Genomic DNA, 17,742 nt, shown 5'->3' with positions numbered 1-17,742 from the left:
AGCCGCCTGTCACCGATCGGGAGCGCGGGTGGAGGAGATGTCGAGGAATCGAGGAGCGGATGCGGGCAGGCAGAGCGGCCGACCTCCTGGCCGATCTTTCGCAGCCGCAGATCCGCAGAACCTGCCTCACCCACGTCGAGCAGCGCCCTGCCCGGGCCGGTCGCCGCGGCAGCTTCCCCGACTGGGTCGATCCGCGCCTGCTGACGCACCTGGGTGAGCAGGGGATCACGGCGCCCTGGACCCATCAGGAGCAGGCCGCGCAGCTGGCGCACGAGGGGACGAACGTGGTCCTGGCCACGGCGACCGCCTCGGGCAAGTCGCTCGCCTATCTCCTGCCGATGCTCACCGCCGTCGGCGCCCGCGAGCTCGACCCCGCGGCACGGCGTGCCACGACCCTGTATCTGTCGCCGACGAAGGCGCTGGCCGCCGATCAGCTGACCAACATCACCGCGATGGCCGACGGGGCCGGGCTGCGCGATGCCCGGGTCGCGGTCTACGACGGCGACACCCCGACCGAGCAGCGGCGCTGGGTGCGTCGGCACGGCACCGTGGTGCTGACCAACCCGGACATGCTGCATTTCGGGATCCTGCCCGGGCACGAGCAATGGGCGAGCTTCTTCCGGGCGCTGCGCTATGTGGTCATCGACGAGTGCCACAGCTACCGCGGCGTCTTCGGCAGCCACGTGGCGATGGTGATGCGGCGCCTGCGGCGGATCGCCGCCCACTACCGGGCCGATCCCACGTTCATCCTGGCCTCGGCCACGACCGCGAACCCCGAGCTGTCGGCGAGCCGGCTGATCGGCCAGGACGTCACCGCGGTCACCGAGGACGGTTCTCCGCGGGCCGGGCTGACCGTCGGCCTGTGGGAGCCGGGCACCCGCACCCGGGTCGACGGCCGGGGCCCCGGGGGCGCCGCCGCGGGCCGGGATCTGGGCCAAGCCGCCGGGCGGGGCCCGGCGGAGCCGGACGACGACGCGGAGGAGGATGACCCCGACGGGACGCCGCACCGGTCCGGCGCCGAGGAGCCGCTGCGCCGCTCGGCCACCTCCGAGGCGGGCGCACTGCTGGCGGACCTGGTCGAGCGGGACATCCAGACCCTCGTGTTCGCCCGCTCCCGCCGCGGGGCGGAGCTGGTCTCCAGCGGGGCCCGGCGCCTGCTGGAGCAGAAGGCCGAGCACGCGCTGTCCCCGCAGCTGGCCGATCGGGCGCGGCGGGTGGCGGCCTACCGCGGCGGCTACCTGGCCCGGGAGCGCCGCGAGCTCGAGGACGCCCTGCGCTCCGGGGAGCTGCGGGCGCTGGCCTCCACCAATGCGCTCGAGCTGGGCATCGACATCGCCGGGCTCGATGCCGTGGTGATCGCCGGCTGGCCCGGCACCCGGGCCTCCCTGTGGCAGCAGTTCGGCCGCGCCGGGCGGCGCCAGGAGCGCGGCGGTGATGCGTTGGCGCTTTTCGTGGCGCGGGAGGATCCGCTGGACACCTACGTCGTCCACCATCCCGAGACGGTGTTCGGCGCCGAGGTCGAGGCGGCCGTGTTCGATCCCGCGAACCCCTATGTGATGACGCCCCACCTCTGCGCCGCGGCCTCCGAGCTCGCGATCCGCGACGGCGAGGAGGAGATCTTCGGGCCCACCGCCCGGGAGCTGCTGACCACCCTGGCGGCCCGCGGCGTCCTGCGCGCCCGCCCGACCGGCTGGTACTGGACCATGACCGAGTCCGCGCACGATCTGACCGACCTGCGCGGCAGCGGCGGGGAGCCGGTGCGGATCGTCGAGGAGGCCAGCGGTACCCTGCTGGGCACCGTCGACGCGGCCAGCGCCCACACCCAGGTCCACGACGGCGCCGTCTACCTCCACCAGCGCACCAGCTACGTGGTGCGCCATCTCGACGTCGAGCAGGCGGTCGCCTTCGTCCACCGCGAGGACCCGCTGCACTCCACCCACCCGCAGTCGACCTCGACCATCCGCATCCGCCAGACGGATCGAGAGGTCGCCTGGGCCGACGGGGTCCAGCTGTGCTTCGGCACCGTGGACGTCACCGACCAGGTCACCGGCTACCAGGTGCGGGACGTGTTCACGCAGGCGGTGCTCGCCCAGCACCCGCTCGATCTGCCCCCGCGCACCCTGACCACGAAGGCGGTGTGGTGGGTGATCCCGCAGTCCCGGACCGACGCCGCCGAGCTCCCGGGCGAGGAGCTGCCCGGCGCGCTGCACGCGGCCGAGCACGCCGCGATCTCGATGCTGCCGCTGCTGGCGACCTGCGATCGCTGGGACATCGGCGGGGTCTCCGCCGCCCAGCACGAGGACACCGGCGAGCCGACGATCTTCGTCTACGACGGCGCCCCGGGCGGGGCCGGCTTCGCCGAGCGCGGGGCCGACGACGCCGCCGCGTGGGTACGGGCCACCGCGGACATGATCGCCGAATGCGGCTGCGAGGCGGGCTGTCCCGCGTGCGTCGTCTCCCCCAAGTGCGGCAACGGCAACGAGCCGCTGTCCAAACCGGAGGCGCAGAAGCTGCTGGCCCTGCTGCGGCCGGAGGCCCCGGCGCCGGCCTGAGCCGGAGTGCGGGCGGCGGGGTGGCGGTCATCAGGTCTCCGCCCGTCGGGCACGCCGACGGCCCGGCACGGTCAGGGCAGCTCCTCGGGTCCGGGCCCCGCCCGGGCGCGTGCGCTCGCCGGCGGCAGCGGCGAGGCGTCGACCTCGACCTGCACCAGGACGTCCCAGGCGCGTCGCTCGCAGCTGGTCAGCCGGGCGTCGTTGCGCGAGGCGGTCTCCGCCGCCACCGCGCAGGGCCGGGTGCTCGCAGCTGCGAGGGCGTCGGCTCCGGCGAGGGCCGCCAGATCCGCGGCGGTGGCCGCCTGCGACGTCGCCAGCACTCCGGTGCCCAGCAGGGACAGCCCCGCGACGGCAGCGGTCGCGGCCCCGGTCCACGCCAGCACCCCGGCGGCCCCGGTGCTCATGACCCGCCGCCGTCGACCAGATGCGGCTCCCGTCGAGCCTCGGCGTCGGCCGACAGCTCCCAGTGAGCCCCCGACAGCGTCCCGACCGGAGCCTCCACCACCCGCGTGACCTCCACCTGCACCCACGCCCCGCTGCCGGAGACCTGCACCTGGGTGTCCTCGCCGCCGATCCGCTGAGCGGTGTCGACCGCGGCGGCGGCCGACTCACCGCGAGCCAGCTCCCGGGCAGCACCACGAGCCGCACTCTCGAGGCGGAGCTGGGTGCCCAGACCGGCGCCGACCAGCAGGATCACGAGCACCATCACGACCACCACGGGCAGCACGATCGCCGTCTCCGCCGTGGCGGACCCCCGGTCGTCCCGCCAGCGGGACGACCGGGCGGACCGCGTCATCACGACCCCATCGACAGAGCGGACGTGATGATCCCCAGCAGGAGCTCCCGCACCTCGCCGGACGCCAGCAGAGCGACCAGGACGGCGGCGAACCCGCAGGCGGCCGCTATAGACGACTTACGGCATACTTGAATCATGACTACCGAACCCGCCGGCGCTGTTCCTCGTGTCGCCCTCTACGCACGCCAGAGCGTCGAGGAGGATCAGGGCATCACGCAGCAGATCATCGATTGTGAGGAGGACGCTCATCGGCGCGGTTGGCCGGTCCTCGCCAAGTACATCGACAACGACACCAGCGGCACCACAGAGCGAGGCCCCAAGACCGACTGGCACAAGATGCTCCGCGCGTTCGACGACGGCCAGTTCGACATCCTGATCGTCACCGAGACTTCTCGACTCACTCGCAACCTCACCGACGTCCTTGACGTCACTCCGCCCCGGCGAGCCATGCGCGTGATCGTCATCCGGCAGGGCATCGACACCGCTGTCGACGACTTCCAGCTCAAGTTGCTCGTCCTGGTCGCCGAGAACGAGGTGAAGCTCAAGGCTCAGCGAGACGCCCGTTATGCCCGAGAGCGTCGCGTCGCTGGACACCCGTCTCCCGGCAAGGCGCCACACGGCTATAGGTGGGTCGCCGCCGCCAACCGTGACCAGATCGGGACAAGGTACGTCATCGATGAAGACGAGGCCCAAGACGTAAGGGTGATCTTCAACGAGTTCCTGGCCGGTGCTCCTCTCGGACAGATTGCCCGCGACCTCAACACCGCCGGCAGGTCGACACGCAAAGGTGCCCGCTGGCGCACACCGACGATCCGCCGCATCCTCATGAACCCTCTGTACTCGGCACTACTGGCTCCGTCCCAAGGAAGCCAGCCACACGATCTCGCCGCCATCGACCTTGCGGCCTGCACGCCCGGCGCGTGGGAGGCCCTCATCGAGCGCGGTCACCTTGTCGCCGCTCGCGACAAGCTCGTCGGCGTCAAGCCCAACCACCAGGGCACCGCCCGGAAGTGGTTGCTCTCCGGCCTGGCCATCTGCTTCGTGTGCCGCCAGCCGGTCCGCTCCGCACGCGGGATGACCCACCCGACCCCTCGGAAGGATGGCTCCGGCACCGCTCCCGGCCAGCGGTATCATACGTACCGTTGCGTGAACGGCCACATCATGCGCCGGGGCGAGATCATCGACGAGTTCATCTCAGAGGTGTGCATCGCACGCCTGTCCAAGCCCGACACGCTCGACCTGCTGGCCTCGAAGCCGGACGCCGTCGACGTCCGGGTGCTCCACGCCCAGCGCATCGCCCTACTCGGGCGGCGCAAGAGTGTTCTCAAGCTGATCGCGTCCGGCAGTGCGACCGAGGAAGACGCCGAGGAAGCCCTAGACGACCTCAATCACCAGCTGCGGGCCGTGGATACAGAGATCGCCCGCGCCGTCACCAGCGACCCTCTCGCCGAGCTGGTCGGGGTAGCTGACGCTCGCGCCTGGTGGCACGATGAGGAGAGGACGCTCGCCCGTCGCCGCGCTGTGGTGGAGACGCTCATGACGGTGGTAATCCATCCCGTCGGTGCAGGAAAGCGAATCACCACCCTCGCCGCCGCCGCCGACACCGTCGAGATCAACTGGAAACGGTCCGCCACCTGAACAGTGGGCTACCGCTTGCCCTCGAACGGGTCCACAACGCTATGGACGCCGTGGGTCGGGCACGCGAAGGCGATTCTGATGCCTTGCCCTTCTCCGGCATCGAACGGCTCCGGCTCGCAGTCCGCTCCGCATTCGGCGCAGGTACGATACGCCTCGCCTTCCCTCTCGAACAAGGCTCAGACCCCCGTCTTCGCCAGGCGATCATGCTCGGAGATCACACCGTGCACGGCTCCCACCGAGACGCCTATGGCTGCCGCGATCTCTCGGATCGACTCGCCCCGTTCCCGACGGGCGAGGACCACCATGCGCTTGTCGTCGTCGATCACCCGCGGCCGGCCACCGACCTTGCCGCGCTTCCTTGCCGCCTCCAGCCCATTCTTCGTCTTGCGGACGATGTCGCGGCGACGGTCTTCGGCAAGTGCCAGCGCCAGGTCGAGGATGAGGCTGCGCTCGGTGTGCTCGCCGGCTGCGATCCCCTCCAACACCTTGACCGCGATGCCGCGCTCGAACAGGTCGGTCAGGACGATGAGTCCTTCCAGGAGGTTGCGGCCGAGCCGGTCGACCTCCTGCACGGTTAACATGTCGCCGTCCCTCATGTACTCGATCGCCTCGCGGAGCCCAGGTCGGGCGTCGACGTCGAGCTTGCCGCTGACCTTCTCCTCGAACACCTTGACGCACAGCGGGTCGAGGGCATCGTGCTGCCGAGACGTCTCCTGCTTCTTCGTGCTCACTCGCACCAAGCCTGTCGATGTCCGAAGTCGCCTGCACAAGTGACCTGCGTGTTCGGGGTCGTGTGCATGGGAGTGTGAACTTTCGGCGTGTCCCTACCCGTGTGCACGACCGGCGCGTTGTTCCATAGTCCTGTGCACGACGACGCAGTCGATGATGACGTGGTTCTTGAGCGCGGTCTGTTGACCGTCTCCGATGAGGTGTGGGCGCTGGCGGTTCGTCGGGCCGGGGTGATCGGCCCCCTGGCCGAGGCCGGAACGGTCGGCGTCGAGGCGGTGGAGACCGCGGCTGAGCGGCTGGGTATTTCTCGGCGGCAGGTCTATGTCTTGTTGCGTCGGTGGCGTGAGGGGCAGGGCGTGGTCTCGGACCTGATCCCGGGTCGTTCCAGCGGCGGCCGCGGCGGCCAGCGGCTGTCGGCCGAGGTGGAGGCGGTGATCCGGGAGGTGCTGGGCAAGCATTACCTGACCCGGCAGCGGAAGAAGACTGCCGCGGTTCACCGGGAGATCACGCAGACGTGCCGGACCCGGGGCCTGCCCGTTCCCTCACGCGGAGTGATCGTGCGCCGCATCGCCGCCCTGGACCCACGCGCCGGGACAGTGGCCCGCGAGGGGCGGGACGCGGCCCGGTCGCTGGAGTCAGCAGGTGGGCGGGTGCCACCGGTGTCCGGCGTGCTGGAGCAGGTCCAGATCGATCACACCGTGGTGGACCTGATCGTGGTCGATGAGCGGCACCGTCTGCCGATCGGGCGGCCGTACGTGACCGTCGCGATCGACGTCTTCTCTCGGTCCATCGTGGGTCTGGTGATCACGCTGGAGGCCCCTTCGGCGCTGTCGGTGGGGCTGTGTCTGGCGCACATGGTCACCGACAAGCGGGCCTGGGTCGAGCGCCTCGGTATCGAGGTGGGCTGGCCGATGGCCGGCAAGCCGGGCGAGCTGTTCTTGGACAACGCCGCGGAGTTCAAGAGCGAGGCTCTGCGGCGAGGCTGTCAGGAGCACGGCATCACGTTGCGCTACCGGCCGCCGGGTCGCCCGCACTACGGCGGCATCGTCGAGCGCGTGATCGGCACGCTGATGGAGATGGTCCATGAGCTGCCCGGCACGACGTTCTCCAACCCGGCACAGCGCGGCGACTACGACTCCGAGAGTAAGGCCGTTTTGACGGTCGCGGAGCTGGAGAAGTGGCTGGCGCTGGCGGTAGCGAGCTACCACGGGCAGGTCCACAGCACCACCAGGCAGACGCCGCAGGCTCGCTGGGCCACCGGTACTGCCCAGACGCCGGTGGTGACGGTGACCAATGAGACGGCATTCCTGGTGGACTTCCTGCCGGTGTTCCGCAGGACGCTGACCCGCACCGGGTTCGTCCTCGACCACGTCCATTACTTCAGCGACGCGCTCAAGCCGTGGATCGCCCGCCGCGACCGACTGGACCGGTTCGTCATTCGCCGCGACCCCCGCGACCTCAGCCGCATCTGGGTCCTTGATCCCGAGGGCGCGTCCTATCTGCCGGTGCCGTACCGGACGCTGTCGCATCCGGCGGTGAGTGTGTGGGAGCACCGCGCCGCAGTGGAGCGGCTCCGGGCCGAGGGACGGGCGCAGGTCGACGAGGAGGCGCTGTTCCGGATGGTTGAGCAGATGCGCACCATCACCGACACCGCTGGATCCGCCACGCGCAGGGCCCGCCGCGACGCCGAACGCCGCGGCCACGCGAGCGCCGCGGCCTCACGGGCCAATCCCGCCGCGGCGCCGCCCGATGACATCTCGGCTGCCGTTGACGAGACCGGCAATGCTTCCGATGCGGGGTCCGTGGCACCGTTCGAGGTGATCGAACAATGGTGAACGAGGGCCAGCACTGGGCCGGCGAGGACCTCACGGTTTTCGACCTGGATCATCTGCATGAAAGTGCCCGGTCGGTGGCCCGGCTGCCAGCGCAGGAGAGGCTGGGGCACGTCCGCGCTGATCGGTGGATCGGCTACACGCGCGCCACCGCGGCGCTGGAGCGGCTGGAGACGCTGTACGCGTGGCCGAGCAAGCAGCGCATGCCGAACCTGTTGCTGATCGGCCCGACGAATAACGGCAAGTCGATGATCATCGAGAAGTTCCGCCGCCTCCACCCGTCCACGTCCCACGCCAATCATGAGCAGATGCCGGTGCTGGCCGTGCAGATGCCCTCGGAGCCCACGGTGAGCCGGTTCTACGTCGCGTTGCTGGCCGCGATGGGTGCGCCGCTGCGCCCCCGGCAGCGTGTGGCCGAGCTGGAGCAGGCCACGCTGTCGCTGCTGCGCGCGGTCGGGGTGCGGATCCTGGTCATCGACGAGCTACACAACGTCCTGGCCGGCCGCGGGAACACCCGACGAGAGTTTCTGAACCTGATCCGGTTCCTGGGCAACGAGCTGCGCATCCCGCTGGTCGGGGTCGGCACGCGCGAGGCGTACCTGGCGATCCGCTCCGATGACCAGCTGGAGAACCGCTTCGAGCCTGTCACCCTGCCCCGATGGGAACCCGGCGAGGAGACGCGTGCGCTGCTGGCGAGCTTCGCCGCCGCCTTCCCGCTGCGCCGCCGCTCGGCCATCGCCACCGAGGACATGGCCCGCTACCTACTCACCCGCAGCGAGGGCACCATCGGCGAGCTCACCCACTTGCTCACCGACGCCGCCGTGGCCGCGATCGAGTCTGGCGAAGAGACCATCAACCAGCGCACTTTGTTGATGACGCCCTACGCCGGCCCCACCGAACGACGCCGGATGTTCGAACGCGAACTCGCATGAGGCGCCGCTGGCCGCTGCACCCGCCACCGCGCACTGACGAGGCACTCTCGTCTTGGGTGAACCGGCTGGCCGCGCTCTACGACATGGAGGTCGAGGAGCTGCTCCGGCACGACCTCGCCCCGCCCGGAACCGAGCCCGTCCGCACGCGCGGCGATCTGGACTGGGACCCGCCGACCTCGGTGCTGCTGGCGCTGTCAGAGCGCACCGGCTTTGCTCTCGGCGACGTGCGCCGGATGACCATCGCCGGGCAGGTGCCCTGGCTGCTGGATACCCTCGGCCCAGAGTCGGAGCCCGGGGAGGCGTTCAACACCTACGTTCATCAAGACTCACTACTCCTGACTGCCAAGGAACGACGCCACCGCCCGGTATCCGGCTGGCTCGCCTGGATGCCGGCCTCCGGCCCCTTGCGCCGCGCCTGCCGCCACTGCATGGCGACGGCGCCGGCCTTCACTGTGGTCTCCCAGCTGCCGTTGACGCTCAGCTGCCCCGAACACGGCTGCACGCTCACACCGACCATCGGTGCCGCCGGCACGTTCCTCGGCTGGGGACCCGCGGACACGACGGTCCCCGCGCCGTCGGAGGCCGTCACCGCCATGGATCGGCGCACGCACCAGGGCCTGCGCATGGGCGCGGTCACTCTGCCGCGCCGATCGGTCCACGTCGGGGTCTGGTTCCGGCTGCTGCGCACGCTCATCGACGAGCTGTCCACCCCGTTCTCGAAGCTGCGCATCCGCTCTCGGCGCACCATGGACCAAATCTGGCAGACGACCGGCCATCCCGTCCGTGCCGGTTTCGTCGGTCACTGGCGCTGCTACGAGGCGCTGCCCTGGCCGAAACAGCAGATGTTCCTCGAAGCTGCCGCCACCGCCCTGGACCTGATCGAAGCCGGCGACGTCGCCGGCCACGGCACCCTCGCCCAGCTCCTGACCCCCGAGCCTCATCGGCCCGTTCCTGACGGCACTCCACCGGTCCCCACACCTCGGAACTACTGGAAAGAGGCCAGAGAGGCAAGGAACGATGCCATCGCCCTCGCCCAAGAAGATCCCGCCGCTGCTCGGCAGCTACTGTCCGCCCTGACTGCCTTGACGCACAGCGAAACGATTTTCCAGAGTATCCGCGAGAACCTGATCTCTGCCGGCATCCCCGACGACCACCTCCCGCCGACACGGGCCCAGACGCATCTACCGAAGACTCGGACCGGCTCGGACACGACTGTCACATATTGATTGAAACTACCCCTTCGCATGACTTAGATTAGGTGACTGGTTATGTGATACATTTGCCCCTAGCGAGCTGACGAGCTGGTGTTGTCACGTAATCGGTCGTATACGTGATGGGGGATGAGACTGATGCTGGTCGGGTATGTACGGGTCTCGAAGGCCGACGGGTCGCAGACCACCGACCTGCAACACGACGCGATGGTCGCGGCCCGCGTGGACCCCGAGCGGGTGTATGAGGACCACGCCTCCGGCGCCAAGGATGACCGGCCTCAGCTGGTCGCCTGCCTGAAGGGGCTGCGCGAGGGGGACACGTTGGTGGTGTGGAAGCTGGACCGACTCGGACGGAACCTACGCCACCTTGTCACCATCGTCGACGACCTCACCGCCCGGGGCGTCGGGCTGCAGGTCCTCACGGGACAGGGCGCAGCCATCGACACCACCACCGCCTCCGGCAAGCTCGTCTTCGGGATCTTCGCCGCCCTGTCCGAATACGAACGGGCCCTGATCTCCGAACGCACCGTCGCTGGGCTGGCCTCCGCCCGCGCCCGGGGGCGCAAGGGTGGGCGCCCCTTCAAGATGACGCCTGCCAAGGTCCGCCTGGCCGCCGCGTCCATGGGCCAGCCCGACACCAACGTCGGCGACCTCTGCCAAGAACTCGGCGTGACTCGCCAGACTCTCTACCGGCACGTCTCACCCACCGGCGAACTCCGCGAGGACGGACGCAAACTCCTGTCCCAGCACCGAGGCAAGTAAGCCAGAGGAGACGTCACCCAAGCAGATCGGGCCGCGGGACAGCGACGACCTCACGTTTTGCGGGTAAAAGAGTGCGTCTTCATGTTCCCTCATCGTCGTAGGAATGATCGAACGGGTGGAGCAGAACCACCAGACGCGGGTTTTGATCAAGAGCAGGCGCCGTGGCGCTGGCCAGGCGTCCACGGATGCCGATCTATCGTCGAGCGATCGCCGTAGAGCCCACCAGCGCGACTACGTTCTTGAGGGGCCACCATCGGCCGCAGCACCCAGTCGCGTCTCTGCGCGAATGCCACGATCAATCGCCATGGACCGGGATGGCGGTGAAGGGCGTCTGGTCTGACTCACGGTCACCCGACTAGGGGACTTCGCTTAGGTCTCCGCGCCCCCACCGGCGCGTACGTCGCGTCGATCAGTGCAGCAGTAAGACCAGCCGGCAAAGAAGTGAGGCCCTACTCTCGGTCGGTCTAATCTAAATCGCTTACGCCTCTTCAAGCGGCACCCCACCTGTTCGGTCTGACCATGCCGGAGCAATCCTGCGGAAAGTCAACGCGTCGAGCGCCCCGCGATCTAACTGCCATCCCACCCCAAATATCTATCGTCGCCGTTTGGTGTGCGCACGAACAATATGAACGATTGCAAAACCCAAAGCAATCGCTGCGAATGCTATTCCAAGGTACTGCTCGGGCGGATCGTCAAAAATCATGTTTGAGAGTAGGGCTAGAGCGAGGAATAAAAGCGCCCATGTGTCTGAGCTTCCACCCTCGCTTGCCCCCGAAGGATGGCCGCTTTGTGCGCGAGGATCGTTACTCATTGCTTAGAGGTCAACTCCAAAGCACTTCTCCGCGACACCAGCAACGGATAGGACTTCAAGGATCGCAGTCAGGGCCTCCGACCCCCCGATTGCTGCGGCCTCCTGAGCGGCGAATTTGATAGCCGCACTATTGCTCTTGCCTTCGGCCTTGGCAACCTTGAAGCCGGTGATGAGGAGGTCAGCGAACTTCTTGGCTCCGCCAGCGGCCTTGATTGCCGCCTTAATCTTCAGGACCTTTGACACAACGAGAGCATTGGATACGAATGCGGTAGTAATCGCGATTCCGCAACCCACAGCGCCCCTGGGGGAGACTACAGGGTTTTCTTGCTTCCAGCTGTCGAAGGCCTCTTGGCTCACAAGTGCAGAGTCTGGGATGGATTCGATGTAATCGATCCCTTCATGGATTCCTTGTTCGTCAAGTCCAGGGTCATCCGCAGATGCAATGCTGGGAATTGCTAAAGACCCTGCAGCCACTCCTAGGGCGGGAGCGATCCTGAAGATCAGTGAACGGCGACTCGGTTCCATGGTTCCCCCTAAGGTCTGTTTTGCTGTCTACCGGCAACGTATCGAAGCAGGTGATCTACGTCAACTTGCCGCGCGTTGACTCATCAGAAACTTGCGCAGGTTGCACGCCGCTGACGAGCACGGCAAGCGTGAGCTTGCCGAGCTGCTCTCCGTGGGCAGGTCGACTGCTTACCTCGCGATCATGGGCGCACAGTAAGGACGCAAGAGCGCCCTGGCTCCCAACTCGTCCGTGCAGGCGACTTCAGACATGCGTGCAGACGACTTCGAATACTGACAAAGCCGACCAGTGCCATGACAATCTCCCGTTCAACATACGTGTTCAGTAACCTGCTTACAGCCTACCGGTTAATGAACGGGTTTGTGAACAGATTGGGGCGATTAATCGTCCTTTCGGCGGCCGATCCGTCAGCGTTCGACATACGACCGTTTGTTGAACATAGATTTAGTCATGCTTCCGAAGTTGCTGTTTGACTCCATCGTCGTCCACCCACCCGTCTTTGATGCTAGGTTTCCGATAATCCAGGCCAATTTGCGCGGCGAGGAGTAGCACTGGACGGTCCCCATCCCGAGACGTCGTCGCGCGAACGAGCTCCCTCCCGACTTGTGTGAGCAGCCGCTCGGCCTTCTGTTGCTTGTGCTTCGAGACCACTTTGGAGTCAGCAACCGAAGATACGCACCTATCCACAAGGAGCGGGACCCAACCGACTAGGCCGCGAAGTAGGCGGAAGAACACACTGCTTCCCCTTCTCGCGAAGATCCAATAACTGAACCTTTCCCGCCGGTCGTATATCCACCGGGGATACGCGGCAGGTGTTGGCATTGAAGTTGAGGGATCTACCATTCGACCCGTTATGTCGATGAAGCTTCTTCTCCAGCGCCGGACCAAGCCCGGGAACCGCCGTCTTGCTAACAACTCACCAAGGGGCGAGTAGCCAACCGGCCGCAGGCCTATCCACAATTTGGGCGAACTGTGGAAGTTCAATTTGATGACAGCCCACTGGAGAGCGGTTCTATGCTGTTCTCGTGCCTCTTGCAGGTGGTCGCTGACGAAATCAGACCATCTCTTGTACGGTCCAACCAGCTGGATACTCGCGAAAGCGCCCGCGAAAGCCAGCAGGAAGGGAGCGCCCGGAGACCAGATAATGGATACGAGCACCAGTACTGAACACGGAGCTAGCGCCAGACCTACTCGCAACCATCGGTCAGATGTTGGTACGGGGTATTCCAGTCCTCCGTTGAGACTTTTCGCGAGTCGGCTTAACGGGTGCTCGAACTCTTCCGGACTGAAAGAAGGTTTAGTCATAACTAATGCCTGTCAACGGTATTTACGAGAACAAATCAGATACCTGCCGGTAGGCGTCATCCGCATCGCGTGCGTCCAGCACAGCGCTCCTCACCGCCGCCAGCTTGAAGTCCAGCACGCGCAGCTTGCCATCGATCCGCGAGATCGACTCGATCCGATGGAAGGCGTCGCTGTGGATCTCCGCGAACCGTGCCATGCCGCGCAGCTTTGCCAGTGCGTCCGGCAGCCATGCGCCGTGAGGATCTACGATGTTCGCTTGCACGCCCTCGCTGCTGTCGATGAAGAACAGGAAGTCGGGTCGGAGCGTGCGCCAGTCGCCGTGCCGGTCCTGGTAAGCCAGGCTCATGGAGTCCCGGCCACCGGTCGGGTTCCGGTACCAGGCAAGCAAGTCTCCACGTGCCACCTCGGTGTCAAGCACCTCGATCTCATCCGGGTTGAGCTTTCCGACAGGGAACATCCCCTCCTCGTCCGAGAGCAGGTGGAGAGGACGGCGTTCGAGGAGCCGGGCCGTATCGCCGACAAAGCGCTTGGTCTCCTCCTGCCGGTTCTTCGGCAGTGCCATCGACACCAGCTGCGGATCGGTGCTCATCGCGGTGATCTCGGCGTACAGACTCTGTCGCGACTCGGACAGGCCCTTGATCGAGACTCGATGCTTGCCCAGCCACTCTGCTGCCAGCGCGTCTGCTGCCTCGTCCAGCTTCGGTCGCGTCTGCGGAAGCATTGCCAGTGCGGCTACGCGCACGTGGGCGTCTCGCAGGACGTCCTCGTCGTCGGCATCCTCAGCGAGGTGGTCGATATAAGTCCGTGCGATGTCCGGCGTGATGTTGCGAGCCCCGTGGCGGTACGCCTCCTGGATCGCTCGATCGTCGGCATCTTCGGTCCAGGTGTCATCGGTACGCAGACCGTGATGGCCACGGACTGTCCCTCCGGCCACCGTGAGTACATCCTCCTGAGCCTTGGAAAGCTCCTTCGGGTACTGGGCAGCAAGTCCGTTCAACACGCCGTGCAGGCGCTCATGCGCGAACTGGCCGGCATCTGGCACCAGACCGTCGGCCGCCAAAGCGTGTGCCAAGGCGGTCAGGCGCTTGATCGGGTTCGCGTGCTTCCTCGGCAGCGTCTCCGTGGGAAGCTCCGAGAACAGGTCCCACACCTCGTCCGGCACCGCAGGGTTCGGTGTCATGAGCAGGGGATCAATCAGGACACGCTTGCCAGTATCACCATCAGGGTCGACCACGTCGCTGCCCATGATCTTCTCAAGCACGAGGCTGGCAGTAGCTCTGTTGAACTTCGGCAGGATGCACTCGACGCTGTTAAGGAGGTCGTCGCCCTCCACACGCCGGGCCAACGGTGTGCGGATCATCCGGCCGAGCAGCTGCGTGATGTGGGTTTCGTCCTTCGCCGGACGGAACGAGACCATGACCTCGGCACGAGGGCAATCCCAGCCGGTGCTGATCGCGTCCTTTGCCAGGAGCACGCGGATGTATGTGGCGTCCTGCACCCGCTCGGGCGAGATATAGGGAACGCTGTAAGGACCGAAGGCTTGCGCCTTGTGCTCACCGAACACGTGGGCGAGAGCGTCGTGCCCCAGCTCGGGCCACTCGTCGTAGATCGCGTCGATCGCCGCGGCCATCTCGGTGGGCGAGGGCTTGTTCGGCACCTGGAGCACGAGCAACGGGTTGACCGGCTCCGGTTCGTTCTGTGCAGCGGCGTACTCCGACCAGGCAGCCGACATCGCCTTGACCTTGCGCACGCCACGACGCAGCAGCACGGTGTTGAAATCACCAGACTCTGCCGGGAAGTCAAGCACGATGTCGTCCTTGAGCAGGCCCGACTCCTGAATGCGGACAGTATCCACCTCGATCGTGCTGAGGTGAACTCGGTTCTCCTTCACCTGGGCAGCGGCCATTGCTTCCTCGAACCGATGCACGGTGGCCGAAATGCCCCACACGATCGGGATCGGCGGGACACCGCTGTGCCCGTTGATGAGCCGCTTCACGATGGTCGGAGTGTCCGACGACGACCGACGGCCCATGCCGCGGTGTGCCTCGTCAAGGACCATGTACAGCGTGAGGTTCGGGTCTTCGATCGTGTTCCGCAGTGTGTCCCAGAAGGTGAAAGGGACCGTGTCCGGATGGGAGTCCATCCCTGGTAGCACGTCTGCGCTGTCATGCCCACGCACGAGCAGACTGTTGCGGGAGAGCTTCGAGGTGTTGATGAAGTAGACGTTGCCCGGCTGAAGCTTCGAATGGCGGAACGGGTGCTCAACCGTGACCAGTCGATTCCTCAGTCGGTCCGACGCCTGCTGGAGGCGGTGCCTTGTCTGCTGATTCAGGGATGGGTCATCGCTGAACCACAGCACGACTGCGTTCGGGTCCGGAACGACGTCGAAGTCGTCGCTGCCCCAGAACAGTGCCTCGATGACGGCCGCGGCCATGATCGTTTTGCCTGAGCCGGTTACGGAGGCCAGCGCTACGGAGCTGACGCGTTTACTCGCGCTGCGGTAGAAGTCGCGTGCCGAGGCGAGTTCCCGGAGCGTGTCGCCGACGGCGTCGGCCTGGTAGTCCTTGAGGGTGAAGCGCATCAGAAGTCACCGGTCATTTCGCAGTTACGGAGGTAATCCTCGTAGAGGCGCACCGTCTCTACGCCAGGGATCTCATTGGCCACCTGTTGGTAGCGTCCCTCGTCGTCGGTCACGATGAAGGCGATCCGAAGGCCCTCTACTGCGACAAGCGCCGCGATGAACTCAGACGCACGGTCCAGGTCGTTGATGATGCCGTAACTATCTGCCACATCCCAGCCGTCGGAGATTGAGTCGATTCTGCGGCCGACGGCACCGGCCCGTAGCCAGAGCATCGGGGCGATGGCTGAAAACGCACGATCCGTGCTGACCCGCCACGGTGACTCGTAGGTCAGGGTGAAGAACGCTGCGTTCTCCTCGAACCCTTCAGACATCGGGAACTCGTCCACAAACTTGTAATCGCCGTTGACTGGCTCGCCCTTGGATGTGCTGCCAGCAATTGCTGCTTGGATTCGCGGCTTGGTTATTAAATCGCAGATCCCGAGACGTTCCCATTCGGTATCGCCAGGACGGAAACCTGTGGCTCTTAGCGACTCTTGTTCTGTCGCGGACACTTCGTTATTCGTGACGAGAATACTTTTTCGTTTACCGCCGTCCTGCCGATTCAAGCGCATCAGCGCGTGGGCTGTGGTTCCCGAGCCCGCGAAAAAGTCGAGCACAACGGCATCCCGCTTGCCGATCACGAGTGGGCGAAGAGTATCTTCGACCGCGTAGAGAGATTTTGGGAAGGGGAACCCTCGGCCAGAACCAAGGAGACTTCGAATCAAGTCAGTTCCATGCGCACCGGCGTCATGACTAGAGCGATGCCATACTGTTCTAATTCGGCGTGCAGCCGTGACCACGTATGCCACGTCGGCGACACCAGTAGCTTCATTAGCGGAAAGCACTTGTAATAGACCGAGAGCAAGGTCATCACGAACTTGGCGGGACAGGTATGAGACCGCCCAAGTGTTTCTCTTCTTGTCGAACCTGCCTACCGCCGCAAAGCCTTGTTTAATGAGTAAATTCAGAGTATCTTTTCCGACGCCCCATCGTCCCTCTTGAAGGTCCCGTCGAATAGGCCAGATCGGAGTTAACCCGTTTTTCTTTTCGAAGAACGGCACTTCGCCCCAAGGTAAGGGATCACCCGCATGATCCAACCGGCCTGTAGATTCATCGAACCAAACCGGATAAAACATATCCTTACGGTTCACGCGAAGCGAGTCGTCGCCCGACCGCAATAGACCCTTCCATCGAGGGCGCTGAACCTCTCCGTCGCCACCACTTTCATCTATATCTCGATGAGTGAGGAGGTCATCGTCGACAGAGCCAAGTTGAGCTTCAGGTCCGAACACAAAGTAGGCATACTCTTCAACCCTGGAGAGGTACTCCTGTGTGACGCCTTTTGGGTTGTTCACTATTGTCACTAGCTGGACCGTGCTCTCCGGAAAGAGCTGACTCAACAACACGCCAAGCCGGCTAACCTCGTGCTCATCAATCGTGACCACAAGGGTTCCGTCTCGCCGCAAGAGTCTGCGAGCAAGCTTTAATCTGCGCTCTATAAACGCCAGCCACTTGGAATGGCGATACAGGTCGTCTTCTGCCACGTAGTTGTTGTTGTACTTCCAGTCGCTTGCACCAGAGTTGTAGGGCGGGTCGATGTATATGACGTCAACGGCTTGCTCATGAGTGAATGTCAAAAGGGCTAAAGCATGAAAGTTCTCTCCAGTGATAACGCTGTGGAATGGTCTGTCATCACGACGCTCGACAGATCCGTCTGGGCGCAATCCGGGGTAGATTCGATCCCTAAATTCTGCAACGAGGATAAGATCGTCGAGCTGCACCGTCACAGTCTCGACCTCTTCGCCATTCGGAGTCGTAAGCTCAGCGGAGTTGCCGCGGATCGACGTCACCACCCAAATACGCTGGTCCCCGCGGACAGTGGACCCTCTCGGCGGGAGGACTCGTACCTTGCTGCCCTTGCGGATCTTGTGGCCTGCCAACTCGACTGCCTCGGGTGCGTGCCTCTCGAAGTTGAGGCCGAAGGGCAGACGCTCCTGCAACGGTCGGATCTCGGCTTCCAGGTCCTCACCA

The 17,742-nt window shown here is 65.5% G+C and carries 13 protein-coding genes; 6 read left to right on the top strand and 7 right to left on the bottom strand.

Annotated features, from left to right (window positions below):
• Positions 1–59 precede the first annotated feature (59 nt).
• Positions 60–2,552: a DEAD/DEAH box helicase gene (locus tag JOF44_RS08765; protein ID WP_209889856.1), complete on the top strand. Its 2,493-nt coding sequence runs from the start codon at positions 60–62 to the stop codon at positions 2,550–2,552.
• Between the two features lie 71 nt (positions 2,553–2,623).
• Here JOF44_RS08765 and JOF44_RS08760 read toward each other — a convergent pair whose 3' ends face one another.
• From JOF44_RS08760 to JOF44_RS08750, 3 genes are read right to left on the bottom strand one after another with little or no spacing between them, the layout of a single operon-like run.
• Positions 2,624–2,956 carry an Rv3654c family TadE-like protein gene (locus JOF44_RS08760; RefSeq protein ID WP_209889853.1) on the bottom strand — a complete coding sequence of 111 codons (333 nt, stop codon included), beginning with the start codon at positions 2,954–2,956 and terminating at the stop codon, positions 2,624–2,626.
• On the bottom strand, positions 2,953–3,348 hold the full coding sequence (locus JOF44_RS08755; RefSeq protein WP_209889850.1) for a TadE family type IV pilus minor pilin: 396 nt from the start codon (positions 3,346–3,348) through the stop codon (positions 2,953–2,955). Before JOF44_RS08755 ends, JOF44_RS08760 begins: the two co-directional genes overlap by 4 nt.
• Positions 3,348–3,485 (bottom strand): DUF4244 domain-containing protein, encoded by a 138-nt coding sequence (locus JOF44_RS08750; protein ID WP_209889847.1) that lies wholly within the window; start codon positions 3,483–3,485, stop codon positions 3,348–3,350. Before JOF44_RS08750 ends, JOF44_RS08755 begins: the two co-directional genes overlap by 1 nt.
• On the opposite strand from JOF44_RS08750, the gene JOF44_RS08745 reads away from it, so the two are divergent.
• The gene (locus JOF44_RS08745; protein ID WP_209889845.1) at positions 3,484–4,986 is read left to right on the top strand and encodes a recombinase family protein; all 1,503 of its coding nucleotides are present in this window, start codon (positions 3,484–3,486) and stop codon (positions 4,984–4,986) included. The two genes, JOF44_RS08750 and JOF44_RS08745, sit on opposite strands and share 2 nt — an antisense overlap.
• Before the next feature lie 176 nt (positions 4,987–5,162).
• Here JOF44_RS08745 and JOF44_RS08740 read toward each other — a convergent pair whose 3' ends face one another.
• Positions 5,163–5,717: a recombinase family protein gene (locus JOF44_RS08740; protein WP_342591720.1), complete on the bottom strand. Its 555-nt coding sequence runs from the start codon at positions 5,715–5,717 to the stop codon at positions 5,163–5,165.
• Between the two features lie 132 nt (positions 5,718–5,849).
• Here JOF44_RS08740 and JOF44_RS08735 point away from each other — a divergent pair, with 132 nt between their 5' ends.
• The 4 genes from JOF44_RS08735 (at position 5,850) to JOF44_RS08720 (ending at position 10,452) form a co-directional block, all read left to right on the top strand.
• Positions 5,850–7,550 carry a Mu transposase C-terminal domain-containing protein gene (locus JOF44_RS08735; protein WP_342591719.1) on the top strand — a complete coding sequence of 567 codons (1,701 nt, stop codon included), beginning with the start codon at positions 5,850–5,852 and terminating at the stop codon, positions 7,548–7,550.
• Positions 7,544–8,479 (top strand): TniB family NTP-binding protein, encoded by a 936-nt coding sequence (locus JOF44_RS08730; RefSeq protein ID WP_209889836.1) that lies wholly within the window; start codon positions 7,544–7,546, stop codon positions 8,477–8,479. The genes JOF44_RS08735 and JOF44_RS08730 overlap by 7 nt, the downstream gene beginning before the upstream one ends.
• A gap of 56 nt (positions 8,480–8,535) precedes the next feature.
• Positions 8,536–9,705, top strand: a complete 1,170-nt coding sequence (locus JOF44_RS08725; protein WP_342591718.1) for a TniQ family protein — start codon at positions 8,536–8,538, stop codon at positions 9,703–9,705.
• A 123-nt stretch (positions 9,706–9,828) separates the two neighbouring features.
• On the top strand, positions 9,829–10,452 hold the full coding sequence (locus tag JOF44_RS08720; RefSeq protein ID WP_209895830.1) for a recombinase family protein: 624 nt from the start codon (positions 9,829–9,831) through the stop codon (positions 10,450–10,452).
• Positions 10,453–11,266: 814 nt separating this feature from the next.
• Here JOF44_RS08720 and JOF44_RS08715 read toward each other — a convergent pair.
• The 3 genes from JOF44_RS08715 to JOF44_RS08705 all read right to left on the bottom strand — a co-directional run bounded on the left by JOF44_RS08715 (position 11,267) and on the right by JOF44_RS08705 (position 17,564).
• Entirely contained in the window at positions 11,267–11,788 is a 522-nt protein-coding gene (locus JOF44_RS08715; protein WP_209889831.1) for a hypothetical protein, read from the bottom strand.
• Positions 11,789–13,113: 1,325 nt separating this feature from the next.
• On the bottom strand, positions 13,114–15,672 hold the full coding sequence (locus tag JOF44_RS08710; protein WP_209889828.1) for a DEAD/DEAH box helicase: 2,559 nt from the start codon (positions 15,670–15,672) through the stop codon (positions 13,114–13,116).
• Positions 15,672–17,564, bottom strand: coding sequence for a DNA methyltransferase (locus JOF44_RS08705; RefSeq protein WP_342591717.1), 1,893 nt, complete (start codon positions 17,562–17,564; stop codon positions 15,672–15,674). Before JOF44_RS08705 ends, JOF44_RS08710 begins: the two co-directional genes overlap by 1 nt.
• Between the last annotated feature and the right edge of the window lie 178 nt (positions 17,565–17,742).

It is taken from the genome of Brachybacterium fresconis, assembly GCF_017876515.1.
GTDB lineage: Bacteria > Actinomycetota > Actinomycetes > Actinomycetales > Dermabacteraceae > Brachybacterium > Brachybacterium fresconis.
Note: the sequence above shows the minus strand (reverse complement) of the source record. Positions and strands in the feature narration are given on the sequence as shown.

Coding starts and splice junctions, on each gene's coding strand:
- JOF44_RS08710 (WP_209889828.1), bottom strand. CDS start 15,672: ATGCGCTTCACCCTCAAGGACTACCAGGCCGACGCCGTCGGCGACACG.
- JOF44_RS08720 (WP_209895830.1), top strand. CDS start 9,829: ATGCTGGTCGGGTATGTACGGGTCTCGAAGGCCGACGGGTCGCAGACC.
- JOF44_RS08715 (WP_209889831.1), bottom strand. CDS start 11,788: ATGGAACCGAGTCGCCGTTCACTGATCTTCAGGATCGCTCCCGCCCTA.
- JOF44_RS08760 (WP_209889853.1), bottom strand. CDS start 2,956: ATGAGCACCGGGGCCGCCGGGGTGCTGGCGTGGACCGGGGCCGCGACC.
- JOF44_RS08745 (WP_209889845.1), top strand. CDS start 3,484: ATGACTACCGAACCCGCCGGCGCTGTTCCTCGTGTCGCCCTCTACGCA.
- JOF44_RS08765 (WP_209889856.1), top strand. CDS start 60: ATGCGGGCAGGCAGAGCGGCCGACCTCCTGGCCGATCTTTCGCAGCCG.
- JOF44_RS08730 (WP_209889836.1), top strand. CDS start 7,544: ATGGTGAACGAGGGCCAGCACTGGGCCGGCGAGGACCTCACGGTTTTC.
- JOF44_RS08750 (WP_209889847.1), bottom strand. CDS start 3,485: ATGATTCAAGTATGCCGTAAGTCGTCTATAGCGGCCGCCTGCGGGTTC.
- JOF44_RS08755 (WP_209889850.1), bottom strand. CDS start 3,348: ATGACGCGGTCCGCCCGGTCGTCCCGCTGGCGGGACGACCGGGGGTCC.